Source organism: Terriglobia bacterium, assembly GCA_032252755.1.
Taxonomy (GTDB): Bacteria; Acidobacteriota; Terriglobia; order Terriglobales; family Acidobacteriaceae; genus JAVUPY01.
On record JAVUPY010000038.1, the window covers coordinates 13312 to 30638 of the forward strand.

15 protein-coding genes and 1 tRNA gene are annotated in these 17327 nt (G+C 58.9%); 13 read left to right on the top strand and 3 right to left on the bottom strand.

What is annotated here, in order from left to right:
- Window positions 1-100 precede the first annotated feature (100 nt).
- Window positions 101-3199 (bottom strand): TonB-dependent receptor, encoded by a 3099-nt coding sequence (locus ROO76_08945; protein MDT8068279.1) that lies wholly within the window; start codon window positions 3197-3199, stop codon window positions 101-103.
- A 163-nt stretch (window positions 3200-3362) separates the two neighbouring features.
- Here ROO76_08945 and ispE point away from each other — a divergent pair, with 163 nt between their 5' ends.
- The 12 genes from ispE (at window position 3363) to ROO76_09005 (ending at window position 13092) form a co-directional block, all read left to right on the top strand.
- Window positions 3363-4331 carry a 4-(cytidine 5'-diphospho)-2-C-methyl-D-erythritol kinase gene (gene ispE, locus ROO76_08950; protein ID MDT8068280.1) on the top strand — a complete coding sequence of 323 codons (969 nt, stop codon included), beginning with the start codon at window positions 3363-3365 and terminating at the stop codon, window positions 4329-4331.
- Window positions 4332-4389: 58 nt separating this feature from the next.
- Window positions 4390-4463, top strand: a tRNA-Gln gene (locus ROO76_08955).
- 177 nt (window positions 4464-4640) lie between these two features.
- On the top strand, window positions 4641-5651 hold the full coding sequence (locus ROO76_08960; GenBank protein MDT8068281.1) for a ribose-phosphate pyrophosphokinase: 1011 nt from the start codon (window positions 4641-4643) through the stop codon (window positions 5649-5651).
- A 65-nt stretch (window positions 5652-5716) separates the two neighbouring features.
- On the top strand, window positions 5717-6427 hold the full coding sequence (locus ROO76_08965) for a 50S ribosomal protein L25 (GenBank protein MDT8068282.1): 711 nt from the start codon (window positions 5717-5719) through the stop codon (window positions 6425-6427).
- A 50-nt stretch (window positions 6428-6477) separates the two neighbouring features.
- The gene (gene pth / locus ROO76_08970; GenBank protein MDT8068283.1) at window positions 6478-7068 is read left to right on the top strand and encodes an aminoacyl-tRNA hydrolase; all 591 of its coding nucleotides are present in this window, start codon (window positions 6478-6480) and stop codon (window positions 7066-7068) included.
- A 120-nt stretch (window positions 7069-7188) separates the two neighbouring features.
- Complete coding sequence (gene rpsF, locus ROO76_08975; protein ID MDT8068284.1) at window positions 7189-7611, top strand: 30S ribosomal protein S6; 423 nt, start codon at window positions 7189-7191, stop codon at window positions 7609-7611.
- A 75-nt stretch (window positions 7612-7686) separates the two neighbouring features.
- A complete protein-coding gene (gene rpsR / locus ROO76_08980; GenBank protein MDT8068285.1) occupies window positions 7687-8058 on the top strand; it encodes a 30S ribosomal protein S18 in 372 nt (123 codons plus the stop codon).
- Window positions 8059-8187: 129 nt separating this feature from the next.
- Complete coding sequence (rplI, locus tag ROO76_08985) at window positions 8188-8655, top strand: 50S ribosomal protein L9 (GenBank protein ID MDT8068286.1); 468 nt, start codon at window positions 8188-8190, stop codon at window positions 8653-8655.
- 412 nt (window positions 8656-9067) lie between these two features.
- The gene (locus tag ROO76_08990) at window positions 9068-9664 is read left to right on the top strand and encodes a sigma-70 family RNA polymerase sigma factor (protein MDT8068287.1); all 597 of its coding nucleotides are present in this window, start codon (window positions 9068-9070) and stop codon (window positions 9662-9664) included.
- Window positions 9661-10626 (top strand): HEAT repeat domain-containing protein, encoded by a 966-nt coding sequence (locus ROO76_08995; GenBank protein ID MDT8068288.1) that lies wholly within the window; start codon window positions 9661-9663, stop codon window positions 10624-10626. The genes ROO76_08990 and ROO76_08995 overlap by 4 nt, the downstream gene beginning before the upstream one ends.
- A gap of 62 nt (window positions 10627-10688) precedes the next feature.
- Window positions 10689-11939: a hypothetical protein gene (locus ROO76_09000; protein ID MDT8068289.1), complete on the top strand. Its 1251-nt coding sequence runs from the start codon at window positions 10689-10691 to the stop codon at window positions 11937-11939.
- A 10-nt stretch (window positions 11940-11949) separates the two neighbouring features.
- Entirely contained in the window at window positions 11950-13092 is a 1143-nt protein-coding gene (locus ROO76_09005) for a PDZ domain-containing protein (GenBank protein MDT8068290.1), read from the top strand.
- Between the two features lie 82 nt (window positions 13093-13174).
- Here the strand turns inward: ROO76_09005 and ROO76_09010 are convergent, their stop codons facing one another.
- Window positions 13175-13432, bottom strand: coding sequence for a hypothetical protein (locus ROO76_09010; GenBank protein MDT8068291.1), 258 nt, complete (start codon window positions 13430-13432; stop codon window positions 13175-13177).
- Window positions 13433-13595: 163 nt separating this feature from the next.
- Here ROO76_09010 and recG point away from each other — a divergent pair, with 163 nt between their 5' ends.
- Window positions 13596-15734 carry an ATP-dependent DNA helicase RecG gene (recG, locus tag ROO76_09015; GenBank protein ID MDT8068292.1) on the top strand — a complete coding sequence of 713 codons (2139 nt, stop codon included), beginning with the start codon at window positions 13596-13598 and terminating at the stop codon, window positions 15732-15734.
- A gap of 498 nt (window positions 15735-16232) precedes the next feature.
- Here the strand turns inward: recG and ROO76_09020 are convergent, their stop codons facing one another.
- Window positions 16233-16754: a hypothetical protein gene (locus tag ROO76_09020; GenBank protein ID MDT8068293.1), complete on the bottom strand. Its 522-nt coding sequence runs from the start codon at window positions 16752-16754 to the stop codon at window positions 16233-16235.
- Between the last annotated feature and the right edge of the window lie 573 nt (window positions 16755-17327).

Consider the following 17327-nt stretch of genomic DNA (forward strand, 5'->3'; position numbering starts at 1 on the left):
TGCGGGGTTCATCGCGTTTCGGAAAGGTGCCAGGTTCCCATAAGAAAAGCCCCACCCTGGAATGCCAGGGTGGGGCACAATCAAAGGACTTCGAAGGAAGTTAGAAGGTGAACTTCGCTCCCAGTTGGACGATGCGCTGCCCAGACGTTCCGTTCGGCAAGCCGAAGTAGGTGAACGGTGCGTTCGCCTGGTTCTGCTGGACCAGGCACTGTTGCCCGACGGCATAGTTTGAACCGCAGGGATTCACCGGGTTGGGATTGCTGGGAGTGGGTGCCGGAACGGTTGTCACAGCGTACTGCTGGTTCCGAACGCTTGTCACGTTGAAGTGGTTGAAGAGGTTGAAGGCTTCGCCGAAGAACTGAAGCTTGGTCCCTTCGGTGATCTTCACCGTCCGCGTGATGCGAGGATCGAGCGAGTAGGTGGCGGGCAGGTTGAAGGTGTCGCGGCCCACGCCCGGCGTACGATCCGTCTGGCGGTTGCTATCGTTGTTGAGGTCGCTTCCGAGCAGTGCGGAATACGGCTGTCCGCTCTGCGCGGTGAAGATGCTGCTCAACTCCCATCCGCCCAGAACGCCCTTGGCGATCCGGTTCATGTTGCCGGTGTAGGCATTGAGATCCCATACGCCGCTGACTACGAAGCGGTGCCGCATGTCGTTCACGCCGCTGGCGTAGTCAAGGAAGGGACTCAACGGGTCCGCCACCATTTTGGCGTCGTCGCCGCTGGAGAACGGGACCACCGAGGTCGCATCCGGAGCGTTGTCGAGGACATGGCTCCAGGTGTACGAAATTGCCATCTGGTAGTTCTGCGCGAACCGTTTCTTCACTTCCAGGGTCATGCCGTTGTAGTTCGAGCTGGCAGTGCTCTCGAACTGCGCGATGCGGGAGAATCCGGCTACGGGTCGAACCGACGAATACTTCAGGTAGCTGAGTGTGTCGGTTGTTCCGGCAAGACCGATCGTGGCCGGGGTCGGCGGTGCCAGGTTGACGTCGCGAGTACGCTGCAGATCGCTACCGCCAACATAGATATAGCCGAGCGATACCGACCAGTCTTTGCCAATACCGTACTCGACGCCGAGGTTAGCCTGGTTTACGAGCGGGTTCTTGAAGTCCTTGCTGAAAACGTAAATGGAAGGGACGCCCGCGGTGCCGCCCGAGGGAGCCGAGCAACTCGGACTCGGAACTGGGGCGCCGCATTGTGTGTTGGGGTACGTGGGAGCGTCGGTACCCTTAAAAGTCAGCGTACCGACGTTGATGCCATTGTTCGACATCGCGGTGCCGATCATGATCGACGGCGTGCTTCCGTAGAAGACTCCGTAGCCGCCGCGGACAACGAGCTTGTCACTCACCGCGTAGGCGAAGCCGAGGCGCGGACCGAAGTTGTTGCGGTCTACCGGGATGAGCGCAGTGTTGAAGCCGGCCGCCATAGCGACTGGATTCTGGACCGTTGGCTGCTTGATTCTCTGCTCGTCATAGCGCAGGCCGAGATTCAACGTCAGCTTGTTATTGACGCGCCAGTCATCCTGCACAAACCCAGCCCACTGCAGAATGTCAGGATGCGTCGTCGGACCGGTGGTACCGGCTCCGGCGAAAGCCTGTGAGAAGCTGACCCCAGGGTTGTTGGTGCCGTTCAAGCTGGCGCCAAAATCTTCCAGGCTATTGAACGTGTACGCACCGGAGAAGTTGCCGGGGAAGAAATTCAGAATCTTGTCCTGAACCATGTCCGCGCCGAACTTCAGAGTGTGTCTGCCACGAACCCATGTGATGTTGTCGGCGTACTGCCAGTGCTTGATGGTGGTTTCGCGCGGGCTGAAGCTGTTGCGCCCCACCGTGAGCAGCGTGTTGCCGGCTTCCCGCACAACGGCTTCCGGAAGATCGCTGTTGGCCAGTCCGGGTTCGCTGTCGCGAAGGAACGTGACGCGGAACTGGTTGATCGTTGAGTTGTTCAAGGTTGTGGTGACGGAACCAGTGATGGTATCCGTGTGGACATTGGAGTCGCCGGTGTGTTGCTCGGAATTGACAGGGCCGCCATTCTCGAAATCACTTCCGGTGAACAGCTGGCGATTCCAGCGACCGGAAATTTGATTCTTTCCGGCGTTCCAATCCACTTTCGTGAGATAGGTGTCCTGGTTCAACCCGCGCGTATAGCTGTTGGCCAGACCGGCGAGATAGTCCAGAGCCGTCGTCTGGTTGGCGGTAGGACTCGCGATGACCGGTGGAGTGTAGGTGACCACGTTGGGCTGGTGATTGCGCTGACCATCGTAGTCGAAGAAGAAGAACAGCTTGTCTTTTACGATCGGACCACCGACGTCTCCGCCGAACTGGTTGAAGTGATATTTCGACTTTGCCGGTGGCGGAGCATTGCGCAGCGCGTTGTTCAACTTCGCGATCGGGTCGTTAGCGTTCAGCGACTGGTCGCGATAGAACTCGAATGCAGCGCCATGGAAGGCGTTGGTGCCGGACTTGGTGATCACGTTCACGACAGCTCCGCCCGCGCGACCGAGTTCCGCCGAGTAGGAGTTGGTGTTGACCTGGAACTCCTGAACAGCGTCCTGGCTGAACTGGTAAGGAGCGCGGCCCGAGCCGGTACGGCCGGTGGTCTGGCCGAAGAAGCTGTTGTTGTCATCAGAGCCGTCGACGGTGAGCGAGTTCAGTGTGCCGCGCTGTCCCGCGAAGCTGAGGTCACCGGTGCGAACGTCACGCGTCACGCCGGGCGTGAGCAGCACGAAATCGATGAAATTGCGGCCGTTCACCGGCAGATCGCGGATGGAGCGCTCGTTGACGTTCGACGAGACCTGCGTTCGCGTCGTTTCAATGACGGGAATTTCCGAAGAGACGTTGACGGTTTCGCCCTTGGATGCCACTGGGAGGGAGACCGGAATGTTGAGTTTTCCGCCAACCGGCAGAGATACTTCGCTGTTCTGAACCGTGGCAAAGCCGGCCTTGCTCACGCTCAGGGTGTATTTGCCCGCGGTGAGCACCGGAAACTGGAACAGACCATCGGACTTGCTGGTGGTTTCCTGCTTCGCACCGGTGGCTGAATTCAGGACCGTGACAGTTGCGCCGGGCAGGACTGCGCCGGTTGCATCAGTAACGGTACCCTCAATAGCTCCTCCTGCCAACGACTGAGCCCACACGGTGGAGGGCGTCGTCAGCAGCAACAGAACCAGACATGCAAAACACACTAAGGACTTCGTTTTCATAAACGCAGTTTTCCCACTTTGTTGTTTTTTTTGGAATGGGGGAATGTCTAAGTAATCCCAGAGTACCAGAACAGTTTGAACGCGCTGTAAATGTTTTTCGCTACAGGCACTTTAGTTCTATAGGTTAAGTTGCGCGGCCCAACCTGTACAATCAACCCTGAACATGCCGGCCACGATCCGTTCATTCGCCAAGATCAACTTAGGACTCGCCATAGGCGTTCCGCGCGCCGACGGCTTTCATGACTTGCGCACGATTTACCAGACGGTGAGGCTGCATGACGTATTGAAAATTGATATTGCGCGCGGGGTTGGAATCGAGATTCGCTGCAAGGACCCTCGGGTTCCCGCCGATGAGACGAATACGTGCTGGCGCGTAGCAGAGCGGGTCTTAAAGACACTAAAGCAGCGTGCGAAAGTAGTCATCACGATCGAGAAGAAACTGCCGGTGCAGGGCGGAATCGGCGGCGGATCATCGAACGCAGTTGCGACCATGTTGGGGTTGGAAAAGGCCCTGAAGGCGAAGTTGTCAGGGCAGGAGCGGGTGCGGATCGCTGCCGAAGTTGGATCGGACTTACCCCTCTTCCTCGTCGGCGGGACGGTGTTGGGCTGCGGTCGAGGCGAGGAAGTCTGGCCAATGCCGGATCTCCCGCCCTGGGACATCGTGATTGCGACGCCGGAGATTGGTGTGGCTACTCCGGAGGCGTTCCGTCGCTGGGACGAGTTGGTCAAAAACAATGGAAAATTGACGGATACTGGCCTATCCGATAGAATTTCTAAGTTCAGTCGCTCTGCTTTTGAGTGGCTGACAGGTTTACCCACAACCGGTGTTCCCGCAAAAGGCGGGAACCGGGCCGAGACGCTGCTTCTCGACCTCGTCCGAGCCGGGATCGAAAACGACTTCGAACGCGTCGTATTTCCTGAGTATCCCGAACTTCGAGACGTGAAGCGTGCATTGGAGCGCGAAGGCGCGAAGTTCGCCTCATTGTCGGGCTCCGGTTCAACGGTTTTTGGGTTGTTCTCGGCTCCCGCGGCCGCGGAGAAGGCGGCGGCGAAGCTGAGCCGGACGGGAATTCCCGCGCAGGCGACGAAGTTCCTGAACCGGGAGCCGTACTGGCGGGAAATGAGCTACTGAGTCGCTCTTGGTTTGCTGAGAGGGTTTGCTGAGAAGCTGAGTAGCTCAGCAGCTTCACTGGGCGGTCGACTAATGGTAGGTCAAGTGCCTTTGGAGCACTTTGTCTAGGTTCGAATCCTAGCCGCCCAGCCAGAAACTTCGGGAAATCGGGTAGTCGGCAAGAAGTCACGGCATTAGGGGCCAGAAGGGGCCGGGCAGCGCCTGGCACTACTAGAAACGATGGAAGCAGGAACCAGGACGAGCGCAGTGGAACCAAAGCAACCTTCGCACGACCTCGCGCCAACCAGCGCGCCAGTCGCAGGAGAAGCCATGGGTACTGTGACAGCAGAAAAGAAGGCTCCTGAAACCAAGACCGCGCCCAAGCCGGTCCGTGCCCGACAGGACGACAAGTTTAAGGTTTTTTCGGGCACTTCCAACCCCGATTTAGCTCGCGAAGTCTGCGAGCATCTGGGCATTCCGCTGGGACAGGCCGATTTGCGCCAGTTCTCCGACGGCGAGATTTACGTGCAGATTCAGGAGAACGTGCGCGGCGGCGACGTATTCGTCATTCAACCGACATGCAAGCCGGTGGCGCACAACCTGATGCAGTTGTTGCTGATGATGGACGCGCTGAAGCGCGCTTCGGCGCGGCGCATCACTGCGGTGATTCCCTATTTCGGCTATGCCCGCCAGGATCGCAAGGACAAGCCGAGAGTCCCGATCAGCTCAAAGCTCGTTGCCGACCTCCTGACCACGGCCGGCGCAGATCGCGCGCTGGTGGTTGACCTGCACGCGCCGCAGATCCAGGGGTTCTTCAACATCCCTGTGGATCACCTGTTTGCCTCGCCGGTGCTGGTGGATCACTTCCGCAAGATGAACTTGCCGGATTTAACCGTGGTTTCGCCGGACGCGGGTGGCGTGGAACGCGCCCGGTTCTTTGCCAAGAAGATGGAGTCGGCTCTGGCCATCGTCGATAAGCGCCGTACTGATATGAATGTGGCGGAAGTGATGCACGTCATCGGCGACGTCGACGGCCGCACCTGCCTCATCCTCGACGACATCATCGATACCGCCGGGACGTTAGTGAAAACGGTTAATGCGCTCTACAACAACGGCGCGCGGGCGGTGTACGCTTGCGCTTCTCATCCCGTCTTGTCGGGCGAGGCCATCAACAGGATTTCCGAGTCAGGGTTGAAAGAAGTTGTTGTGACCAACACGATTCCGCTGACCGAGGCGGGAAGGAACGAGCCGAAGATTCGCGTGCTCAGCATTGCTGGACTGATTGCGCGAGCGATTCAGTCTATTCACGAGGAGTCGTCGGTCAGCAAGCTGTTTCTGTAAAGCCCCGCCCTGTCGATCCGCGACAACGGTGGGGAACCAAGATTGGAGAGGTAAAGGACAGAGTTATGGCAACTGCAAGCAACACAGTAGAAGCGAAGCCGCGCCAGGCGGGAGACAAGAACGCGGCGCGTCGCCTGCGCACAACCGGCATGGTCCCGGCGGTGCTTTATGGAGCCGGAAAACAGCCGCACGCGATCAGCGTCGACCCGAAGGTCATCGGACGAATTCTGAGTTCCGACAGCGGACACAATACGATTTTCGACGTGACCCTGGATGGCGAGAACGCCAAGGCGATGATCGTCGACTGGCAGTCGGATCCGATTAAGGGTCATCTCCTGCACGTCGACCTGAAGCGCATTGCGATGGACAAGACGTTGCGGGTCACGGTGCCGATCGAAATTGTCGGCGAAGCCCCGGGTGTCAAGACCGAAGGCGGAATTCTCGACGTGGTTCTGCGCGAAGTCGAAGTCGAGTGCCTGCCTTCGGAAATTCCCAGCCACATCAAGGTCGATGTCAGCGAGTTGCACTTCGGCGTGAACATCCGCGTCGCCGACCTGAAGGCTGAAGGCAAGGTTAAGTTCCTCAACGACCCGAACATCACCGTGGTGCACATCACGCACGTGAAGGAAGAGGTTGCTCCGACTCCGGAGGCTGCTGCCGAAGCTGCTGCCGCTCCCGCCGAGCCCGAGGTTATCAAGAAGGGCAAGCAGGAGACCGAGGAAGGTGCTGCCCCGGCCGAGGGCAAAGGCGCGGAGAAGCCGAAGAAGGAGAAGTAAGTTCTGTCCGGAACGGCGCCCGGAGGTTGGTTCACGAGGAACTGCGATAGGTGAAGCTGATTGTCGGTCTTGGAAATCCCGGAATCGAGTATCAGTTCACGCCGCATAACCTTGGATTCCTGGCGATCGAAGAAATCGCCGAGCGGAGTGGAGCGAGGGTAAGCAACCGGTTCTGCCGAGCGCTTACGGCTCGCACCTCGCTGGAGGGGCAGGAAGTGGTCCTGGCTAAGCCGGAGACCTACATGAACCTGAGCGGGGTTTCGGTTCGCGAACTGGTTGAGAAGCTGGAAATCGCGCCCGAAAAGGACCTGATTATTTTGTACGACGAGCTCGATCTTCCTTTCGGCACGTTGCGAATTCGGGAGCGCGGGCGGTCGGCAGGCCATAACGGAATGGAGTCGATCATCGGCTCCTTGGGCACGCAGGAGTTTGTAAGGGTCCGGTTGGGAGTTGGGCCCGGGCATCCGCTGAGCGATGGAGCGAGTTACTTGCTGGCTCCCATGAAAAAGTCGCGATTAGCGGAGGCGGTTCCGATGATCGAAACGGCGGCAGACGCGATCGGCGTGATTCTGAAAGAGGGTGCCTCGGTCGCGATGAACCGGTTCAACCGGAAGCCGGAAGACGAAAGTCAAAAGTCATAAGTCGAAAGTCGTTTGGTGCAGGTTGGCTCTTAGCTTTCGACCAGGGAACGGAATTAGGAAGTTGTGGTTACACATCGGCTGACGTCGAATGTGCCCACGAAAAAGATTGGGAGAATGCACATGCAGCGTACTTATGAAGTGATGTTCATCGTTCGTCCGGATCTGGCGGAAGAGGACATGGACAAACTGATTTCGAATTTGGAGTCGAACGTTACCGGCGCGGGTGGCACGGTTAAGAGCACGGAGAAGATGGGCAAGCGCCGCTTGGCCTATATCGTCCGCAAGTTCCAGGACGGCTTCTACATCCTCATGACGCTCGAGGGTTCTGGCGAGATGGTGAAGGAGATTGAACGTCGTCTGCGCGTCACCGAGCAGGTGATCAAGTTCATGAGCGTTCGCACCGACGTCGAGGACAAGCGTCTCGCGAAGATCAAGAAGCATCGCGACTCGCGTGTGAAAGGCCAGGGACGCCAGGCTCAGGAAGCGGCCGCCGCACAGGCTGCCGCCGAGGCCGGTTCCGAGCCAACAACGGCCACGGTTTAGTTCAAAAACTTTTCCGTGCCCCACGTCTGTCGAGTTAGCAGACGTGGGTTTTACCAAGAGTTCTGAAGGAGAGTTATGGCAGACGAGACCAATACCCAGGCAGCTTCGGCGGGAGAAACCGCCGCGCCGACTGAAGGCCAGCAGCAACAGCAACGTACGGAACGTCCCGGTGGTGGACCGCGTGGACCACGTCCAGGTGGACGTCCCGGTGGCCGCGAAGGTGGCCGCAAGTTTTTCCGGCGCAAGAAAGTGTGCAAGTTCTGCACCGAGAAGATCGACAACATCAACTACAAGGACGTTCGCCTGCTCGGGCAGTTCGTGGCCGAGAGCGGCAAAATCGTTCCGCGGCGACTGACGGGCGTGTGCACGCCGCACCAGCGCCGCCTTTCCGACGCGATCAAGCAGGCGCGCAACATCGCCCTGCTTCCGTTCGCTTCGAACCGGTAGGGTTAAAGGCCATCTCCGTCCGTATCCGTGCCCCACATCTGCCGCAGTTAGCAGATGTGGGTCAGCAGAAGTGGGCAGATGGCAACGAGCGCGATTCGCGCCGGAACAAAATTTGAGGGAGTGATCGCAATGGAAGTCATTCTGAAAGAAGATGTTGCCAAGCTGGGCAATCGCGGCGACGTGGTGAAAGTTGCCGAGGGCTACGGGCGCAACTACCTGCTGCCCAAAAAGCTCGCCATCGAAGCCAGCGCGGCGAACAAGGCCGTGATCGAGCAGATGAAGGCTTCGGCCGTGCGCCGCGCCGTACGTGAGAAGTCGGATGCCGAAGCACTGGCTAAGCAGTTCGAGGGCGTGAGCCTGCATTTCACGCGTCGCGCCGGAGAGAACGATCAGCTGTTCGGTTCCGTGACCTCGTCCGACGTCGCGCACGAACTGGAAACGCGCGGCTTCAACGTCGATCGCCGCAAGATCGAGATCGACCACCCGATGAAGAACGTCGGCGAGTACACCATTCACATCAAGCTGCATCGTGACGTCTCGGTGCCAGTGAAGGTGACGGTGACGAAGGAAGCAGAAGAGCAGCCAGCGACCGCGTAAGGCGATCGGAAGAACAAGAATCAAGCCGCATCTCACAGCAGAGGTGCGGCTCTTCTTTGCACACCTTTCATTCAGTTCCATGGTGGCTGGCGAGGTGCCGCTTCAGTCAATGCACACTTCTTAAGGCAGAAAATCTCAATTTTTGTCTCCCTCAATCGATCCACCCCCCTAACACTCTGAAAAGACGTACGTTCGCAGGACGCAATTTTCTTTCCACCCTCTATAATGTCCGCTAACGAACACCGCACTGTCTCGTCCATATCCTTACAAGCGCAGTGATTGAGGCTTGTACTTAGGTCCAGGGTGAGCAGAGATGCCGGCCCGGTTGGTGGCAGTCCCGATACCGCAGAACGCAGGAGCCGTTCGCATGATGGGACAGCGCGGTTTCGAAATCACTTCCCGCAGGGGAGCTATGGTGGGGCAGAGCCCAAGCCGCATCAACGATGCCGAGCTGATCCGCGGAGCGCAACGCGGTGACCGACGTGCCTTCGAAGAACTCGTCCGTCAGTATGACCACGCGGTTCTCCGATTGGCCTTGCATCTGACCGGTTCCGAGCAGGACGCGCGCGACATCTACCAGGACGCGTTCCTCAAGGCGTATCGAAACCTCGGCAGCTTCCGCTTCGAGTGTTCGTTCTACACCTGGATCTACCGGATCGTCACCAACCTCTGCCTCGATCATCTCCGCAAGCGCCAGGTGCGCAAGGAAGATGCGCCCGTCGTAACCGACTCCTCCGGTGAAGAGTACAGCATCATCGACCAGGTCGCGGACGACCGGTCGGGAGCGAGTCCGGAGCGGGACCTGATGCGGCGCGAGTTGGGAGCGCGGATCGCGCGGGCGCTGACAAGATTGACTCCGCGAGAGCGCATGGTTTTCGAGATGAAGCATTACCAGGGGCTGAAGCTGAGAACCATCGGTGAGGCCCTGAATACGACAGAAGAAACCGCCAAGAACACGTTGTTCCGCGCCACCCAGAAATTGCGGTCAGCGCTGGCGGATATGCGGTGAAGAATGGGGGCATCAACCCCCGAGGTAAGACGATGAACTGCGATTGGGTTCGAGAAAACATCACGCTGTACGTTTACGACGAGCTGCCCGACGATGCGCGGCACGAACTGGAGCAGCACATCAATCGCTGCCCCGGATGCACTTCGGAGCTGCGCTCCATGCGCGACTTCAAGGAAGTTGCCAGCGAAGTGCCGCAGCTCGAAGTCACGCCGAACCTGCTGGCCTCTGCGCGCATGGACCTGCAGGAGGCGCTCGAAGGAGTCGAGCAGGTTCACGGCTGGCGCCGCATCTTATTCGACCCCTTTGCCTGGCTGCGCCAGGTGCAATTCTCGCCCGCACTCGCAACGGTCATCTTCATTATTGGTTTCGGCGGCGGCCTGCTGACCATGTATCGCATGGGGATTCACCACACGGACATCGCGGACAACCAGAAGCCACTCCAAACCGCGAACGCCTCCATCTCCAACATCGTTGATATCAATCGCGATCCCAATGGCCAGGTGCAGATCCAGTACAACCAGATGCTGCCTGCAAAAGCGGAGGGCTCTCTCGACGACGCCAAGATCCAGGACCTGCTGCTCATCGCCGCTCGCGACAACGTCAATCCCGGCGTCCGCATGGACTCGATCGACCTTCTCTCCAAAATGAAGGATGACGGGCGAATTCGCGAGGCGCTCATCTTCGCGCTGCGCTATGACACCAATCCCGGCGTGCGCCTGAAGGCGCTGGAAGCGATTGGGCCACAGGTTAAAAGTGACATTCGGGTTCGGAACGCGGTGCTGGAAGCGCTTCTGAACGACAACAATCCCGGCGTGCGCGCCGGTGCGCTGAGAGCACTGGAGGCGGTGAAAGTTGATACCAGCGTTCGCGCGGCGCTCCAGCAATTGTCGAAGGACGATCCGAACCAGTACATCCGTACCGAATCGCGGCGGCTGCTGGGAACGTTGCCGCGATTCGACTAAGAGTTTTGTTAGCTGCTCCACCCTGTCGCTTCAGGACAAGGGTGGGCACAGGAGGCAGAGAAGTGAAAAACGAACCACACACTGAGAGCCCACGCCGTGGGCGGACGCGCCGGGCAGCGCGGTATGTGTATACCGTAGTTATGCTGCTGTGCGCTCTTCCGCTCATAGCGCAGGTCGGGAGTGGTGCCGGCGAAGGCACGCGCTTCTACCGTGACGGGCGTTCATGGGTGGAGGAGACCAGCGGTACGATGACACCCGCGCGGAACCTGAAAGTATCGACCGATTGCGGGAACATCCACGTGCAGGGCGGCGGAGCGCAGACGATCCGATATGTCATCAAAAAGCGTTCTTATGTGAGCTCCGAGGCCGACGCACGCAAGCAATTCGAGCGATACCGTATCACCGCAACGCGAAACTCCGACACCGCCGTAATCGAGGGCCGCTGGACAAACGGCCGATCGGAACGCTTCAGCACCGATATCACTGTCGAAGTGCCACGCGATATGACGCTGGTTCACCTCGATACGCGCGGCGGCAACCTGGGTGTGAACGGAACGACCGCGCGCGTGGAACTCGATACCCAGGGCGGCAACGTCGTTGTGGATGATGTCGGTTCCGTACGGGTCAACACGCAGGGCGGCAACGTCACCGCTGACATGGTGCACGGAGATACGCAGATCAACAGTGGCGGCGGCAACATCCGCATCGGCGACAGCCAGGGCAAAGGCGAAATCAATACCGCCGGCGGCAACGTTACCGTGAAGAACCTGGCGTGGGGTTCGATACAGACCGGCGGCGGCAGCATCCAGGTCGGCCAGAGCCGCGGCGACCTCACGGCCGAAACCGGTGGCGGCAGCATCGATGTCAATGAGGTCCAGGGCACGGCGAAGCTCCAGACCGGCGGCGGCAACATTCGTCTGGGTTCGGCTCGCGGGCACGTCATGGCTTCCACTGGCGGCGGCAGCATAGAGATGTGGAAGCTGTACCAGGGCGCGCAGGCACAGACAGGCGCAGGCGCCATCACCGCGGAATTCCTCGGCGGCAAGGGCGCCTCTTCCAGCTCTGTACTACGAACCGCCGCAGGCGACGTGATTGTCTATGTCGGCAGCGGCGTACCGTGTACCATCCACGCTTCGGCTGAAATGGCCTCCGGACAAGGCATTCGCTCCGAGTTCTCGGATATCAAGATCACCAGCGAGGGCGGCACGTACGGACCACGGTCGGTGAGCGCGGAGGGCGCCATCAACGGTGGCGGCACACCCATCAAGATTCGAACCACAATCGGGCAGATTGACATACGAAAGGCGAGGTAGGGAGGGAACAATGAAGAAAGGACTGATTGCAGGGTGCCTACTGGTCCTGATGTCTGGCGTTCCGGCAGTCTTCGCCGCCGATAACAACTGCCCAGCGGATCCGCAGTTCCCCGGGGAGTATCAGGAGCACAAGAGCAAGACCTCTTATCTGGGGGTCGAGGTCAACGACGTGGACGCGGACAGGGCGAAGGCGCTGAGCCTGAAAGAAGAGACCGGTGTCGAGGTGCTTGGGGTCGACCAGGACGCTCCTGCCGGTAAAGCGGGGATCAAAGAGCACGATGTCATTCTCGCGGTGAACGGCACCAAGATCGAGAGTGAAGAGGAATTGCGGCGAGTCATCCGCGAAACGCCGCCGGGAAGAACCATCGATCTCCTGGTCAGCCGTAACGGTCAGCAGTTAACGCTCAAGCCGACGCTGGCAGCGCGCGACCAGATGACGGCAATGTGGGTGGCGCCGAGGATTCCGCAAGTTCACGTGGAACCGCATATCGCGCCGATGCCGCCGATGCCCCCGATGAGCTTTGAGACGCCGGACGTTCCGGACGTGCGCGTGTACTACAACCTGCGCTCCGTCGGTGCCTACGTCGAGAATCTCACGCCGCAGCTTCGCGACTTCTTTGGAGTGAAGAATGGGGCGGGAATCCTGGTGCGTTCTGTGGAGAGGGGCAGTCCCGCTGCAGTCGGCGGACTCAAGGCTGGAGACGTCATCGTTCGAGTCGGGCAAGAGACCGTGAATGACTCCGGCGATTGGCGGCGAGCGTTGCGCAACAAGAGCGGAAACGTGCCGGTTGGGATCGTGCGCGATAAGCGCGAGCAGAACCTGACGATCAAGCTGCCCGAGCGTCGCCAGACCGGCGAGACATGGGATAACGAGAGCTTCGACTTCGACCTGCAGCCGCAAATGGAAGCGCTGCGAAAAGAGCTGCAGAGCATGCCAAAGATCAACGAAGAGCAGAAAATGGCGATGCTCAAAGCGCAACAGGAATGGAAGAAGGAATTCGAAAACAATCGCGCCGAGTGGCAGAAGTCGATCGCAGAGGCTCAGAAGGAAACCAGCAAGGAACAGCAGAAAGCCATGAAGGACCTGCAGAAGAACTTGGAGAAGATGCAGAAGAACCTGCAGAAGCAGTTCCACTACATTTCATACGAATAGACGGCTCTTCCTTTCTCTCCGTCAATCAGGGCGCGGCATTGGTCGCGCCCATTTTTTCCCAGCACGATTTCCACCGTACTGGTCAGGATGGGTCGCCGTCGCTCGGGTGTCGCGGAAGGGCGGCGTTCCTGCGGCGCAGGCGCAGAAACAGTTCGATGATCCCGTAAACGACAAGGCACACCCACACATCCACGATGAGGCCCAGGTCAATCTTAAATGGCTGATGACGGGCAGAAATCGGCAGCCACGGCGAGAGGACAAATAGATACACGACGTTGCCTATGACTACCGCGATCAGCGACTTCCAGAAGTTGACTCTCAGCACCTCGTTAGGATGCACTTAAATCGTGAAACGGCAAAGGTCGAAACGGCAGAACGAGCGGAGTCGCGGATCTCAAGCTCTAAAGCAGTTAGACCGGTTTTGATCCTCGAAATCCCGCGCCAATCCGCGGTTCTATTTTGCCGTTTTTCCCTTTCCCGTTTTGCCGTTTAAGATTGTTCCGATGCTCGAACTCCACACTCCAGTGCAGTACGTCAAAGGCATCGGCCCGCGCATCGCCGAGGCACTCGGAGCCAGGGGCATCAACACCGTCGAGGACCTGCTCTACTACCTTCCGTTCCGCTACGAAGACCGCATCAACCCGCGAACGATTGCGGAACTCAAGCCCGGTGAGATGGCCAGCGTCATCGCCGAAGTCCGCACGGCAGCGCTGTTTCGCACCCGGCGCATGCCTATGTTCGAAGTCACCGCCGGGCAGGGCCGCACGACGCTCAAGTGCATCTGGTTCCACGGGAATTATCTCGAGGGCAAGTTCAAGCCGGGACAATTAGTCGCGCTGTATGGCAAGGTAGAACTGAACGAGCGCGGACGCGGCGGCCTGCAACTGATCAATCCGCAATTCGAGATCGTGCACGATCCCGCCGAGGCTCCGGCGGAAGAAGACAAGCAGTGGCAGACGCTTGAGGTCGGCCGAATCGTCCCCATCTACGAAGCCATCGGCAAGAGCACTGCCCGCTGGTTCCGTCGCGTGATACATGGAGCTCTCGAAAACCTCACGCTCGATGTTCAGGAAACCATTCCCGCCAAGATTCGCGGCCGCCTCTCCCTGCTGCCGCGCCGCGAGGCCTTCTGGAAAGCCCATTGGCCCGACCCCGGCGAGAGCTTCGCATCGCTTCAGACCGCGCGAACCCCGGCGCACATCCGCCTCATCTTCGAGGAATTCTTCTTCCTCGAACTCGGCCTGGAACTCAAGCGCCGCAAGGTTCGCCGCCAGACCGGCATCGCCTTCGCCGTGAACGATGCCGTGCGCAGCGCCCTCAAGCGCATCCTCCCGTTCCATCCGACAGCAGCGCAGAAACGCGTGCTCAAAGAAATCGTCGATGACATGAAGCCCGCTGTCCCGATGCGCCGTTTGCTTCAGGGCGACGTCGGCTCTGGCAAAACCATCGTGGCCTTCGAAGCCGCTATCATCGCCATCGAAAACGGTTACCAAGTCGCGCTGATGGCGCCGACAGAGATTCTCGCCACGCAGCATTACCTGAACGCGCGGCAGATGCTCGAGCACGCCGGATACAAGATCGCGCTACTGACAGGCTCGCTCGAAACCGGCGCCAAGCGCGAAACCCGCTGGAAGATCGCCGAGGGCCAGGCGCAACTGGTGATCGGAACTCACGCGCTCATTGAAGAAAAAGTCGAGTTCGCCAAGCTCGGCCTCGTCATCGTCGACGAGCAGCACCGCTTCGGCGTCCTCCAGCGCATGAAGCTGATGCGCAAGAACACCGAGGCCGTTCCCGACGTGCTGGTCATGACCGCCACGCCGATCCCGCGCACCCTCGCGCTCACCCTCTATGGCGACCTCGACGTCAGCGTCATCGACGAACTCCCGCCGGGACGCACACCGATCACCACGCGCCGCGTGCCCGACGGGCGCGCCGACGAAGTCTGGACCTTCGTGCGCAAGATCGTCGCTGCCGGCCAGCAGGTCTACGTTGTCTACCCTGTGATCGAAGAGGGAGCGCTCGAAGGCGAACTCAAAGCCGCCATCCAGATGTACGACAAGCTCCGCAAAACGATCCTCTCCGACCTTCGCGTCGGCCTTCTGCACGGCCGCATGGAGGCCGAAGAAAAAGACGCCGTCATGCGCCTCTTCAAAGACCGCGAACTCGATGTGCTGGTTTCGACGACGGTTATCGAAGTCGGCGTCGATGTGCCCAACGCAACACTGATGGTGATCGAGCATGCGGAGCGGTTCGGCCTTTCACAACTGCATCAACTCCGCGGACGCATCGGCCGCGGCAGTGCGCGATCGTTCTGCATTCTCATGACTGGAAAGAAAGTCACGCCCGAAGCCGAGCAGCGGCTCAACACCATGGTCTCAACCCAGGACGGCTTCCAGATCGCCGAAAAAGACCTCGAACTGCGCGGCCCCGGCGAGTTCTTCGGAACCAAGCAGGCCGGCATGCCCAGCCTGCGCGTCGGAAACCTGATTCGTGATCGCGAACTGCTGGAGCTGGCGAAGCGTGAAGCTCGATTGGTAGCCGATGGGCCGAACGCGGAGATTTCACAGGAAGAGCTGACGAAGACCGTCAAGCATCTGCAGGCGCATTGGAACCGAAAGTACGGGCTTGTCGAAGTGGGTTAGAGCAATCTGCCGACAGCTATACCGATACCGTCATCCTGAGCGGAGCCGCGACTTGTTTTTCCCGCGCCGTAGTTTACCGGGGTCCCCGGCACGCCCGCTTTCGGCGTGCTGGGGTGGTTTAGCGCGGTCGCGGCGGAGTCGAAGGACCTGTATTCCTCTCGAGGTTAGTACAGTCTCCGTTTCACGCCAATCGTTCGGACGGGTGCAAGGATTACAAGTCGAGAGTATCTTCGCGGCGTTTTTGCCCTGTCACCCGATAAGCAAAGTTCGGCCAGCATAGAAATAGCATGGCCAAAATGAATCCTACTAGTCGAACAGTGCCCATACGTTCACCCGAAATGCCAGCGCACGCAAATCCGCCGATTACAAGCAGCCAACGGCAGATATTGGAGGTCGTGTCTAGGTGCTCGTCAATTTCGCCTTGCTTGCGAATAGCCCATACGGAAAGCCAAATGCAGACGATCATTGAGAGCGCACGCATGCATCAACTCCGACTCTTTATTTCAACCTCAAATTCACAAACTTCATCGCCGGGTAGCTCTGGTCCCAGTCGCTGGAGATGTGCTCGAAGGTGAGCCGAATGGTTTTCGACTGGCCCGGTGGAATCGGCGATTGCGAGATGTCGGTGACGTCCTCGTAGCCGCCCAGCGCGTTCTTCGTCAGGATGTGCAGCGGCATGGTTTCCGTCTGTACCGCCTGCCCGAGCGAGTTCTTGAATGTCACCTGCACTTGTCCACCGACTAGAGTCTTGTCGCCCTTGTTCGTTAGAGTGAAGTCGAGGTAGGTCACGGTCGATCCGACGAAGTTGTCGGCGGTGGAAGGCGTGATGTCTCCGATGGCAAGGTTGGCGGCGTAGGGATCGGGTTGATTGCTCGTGTTCGGCCGGCTGCGCCCGAAGAAGACGATTCCCGCCAAAACTGCGATGACAAGAACAGCGCCGATGATCATCGGAGTCCAGTTGCGGCGCTCATCCTGCGACTGCTTGGGAGCGAAATCGGGAACAACCGGGTTCGTGCTCATGCGGTGAATTCTAGCGCACTGTGTAGCCTCATGTTGTGATCCGAGAAAGTAGCCCCGCACGTGAGTGCGGGGAGCGGGCTCTAGACCTTCGGCGAGTCGCTTCAGCGACGACAGGTGATCCGCACCCCACAGTGAACTCCGCCGCTGTGAGTCGATCTTCCGGGGCTAACTGTCAACCCCCTATTTTCAGATTTAAACCATTGAGAATCATAGATTTAGAGCCGAAATTTCCGTAACTCTATGAAAACACTGGACCGCGATCAAAGGGGGTAAGGGGGTGGGGTATGCCCCATCCCGCCGCTCTGTGCCCCTCTCACATGCGACATAAACATAGCGTAATCAACAGCTTACAAGAGAAACTTTCCTGTGCCCGAAATCATCTACAATATAGAGAGTAAGTAGCACGAGGCTCTTATGAAGACGCATCTACAACTGTGGGATTTCAGGAGGTTGTCCATTCGGAAGAAACCGGAGAAGCTGATTTTGCTGAGCAATCCACTTTCAGGAGACGACCGAATGGACATCCATCAGAATGCCCGACTTACCCTGTTTCGTCGAGAGCAACTTGCCCTC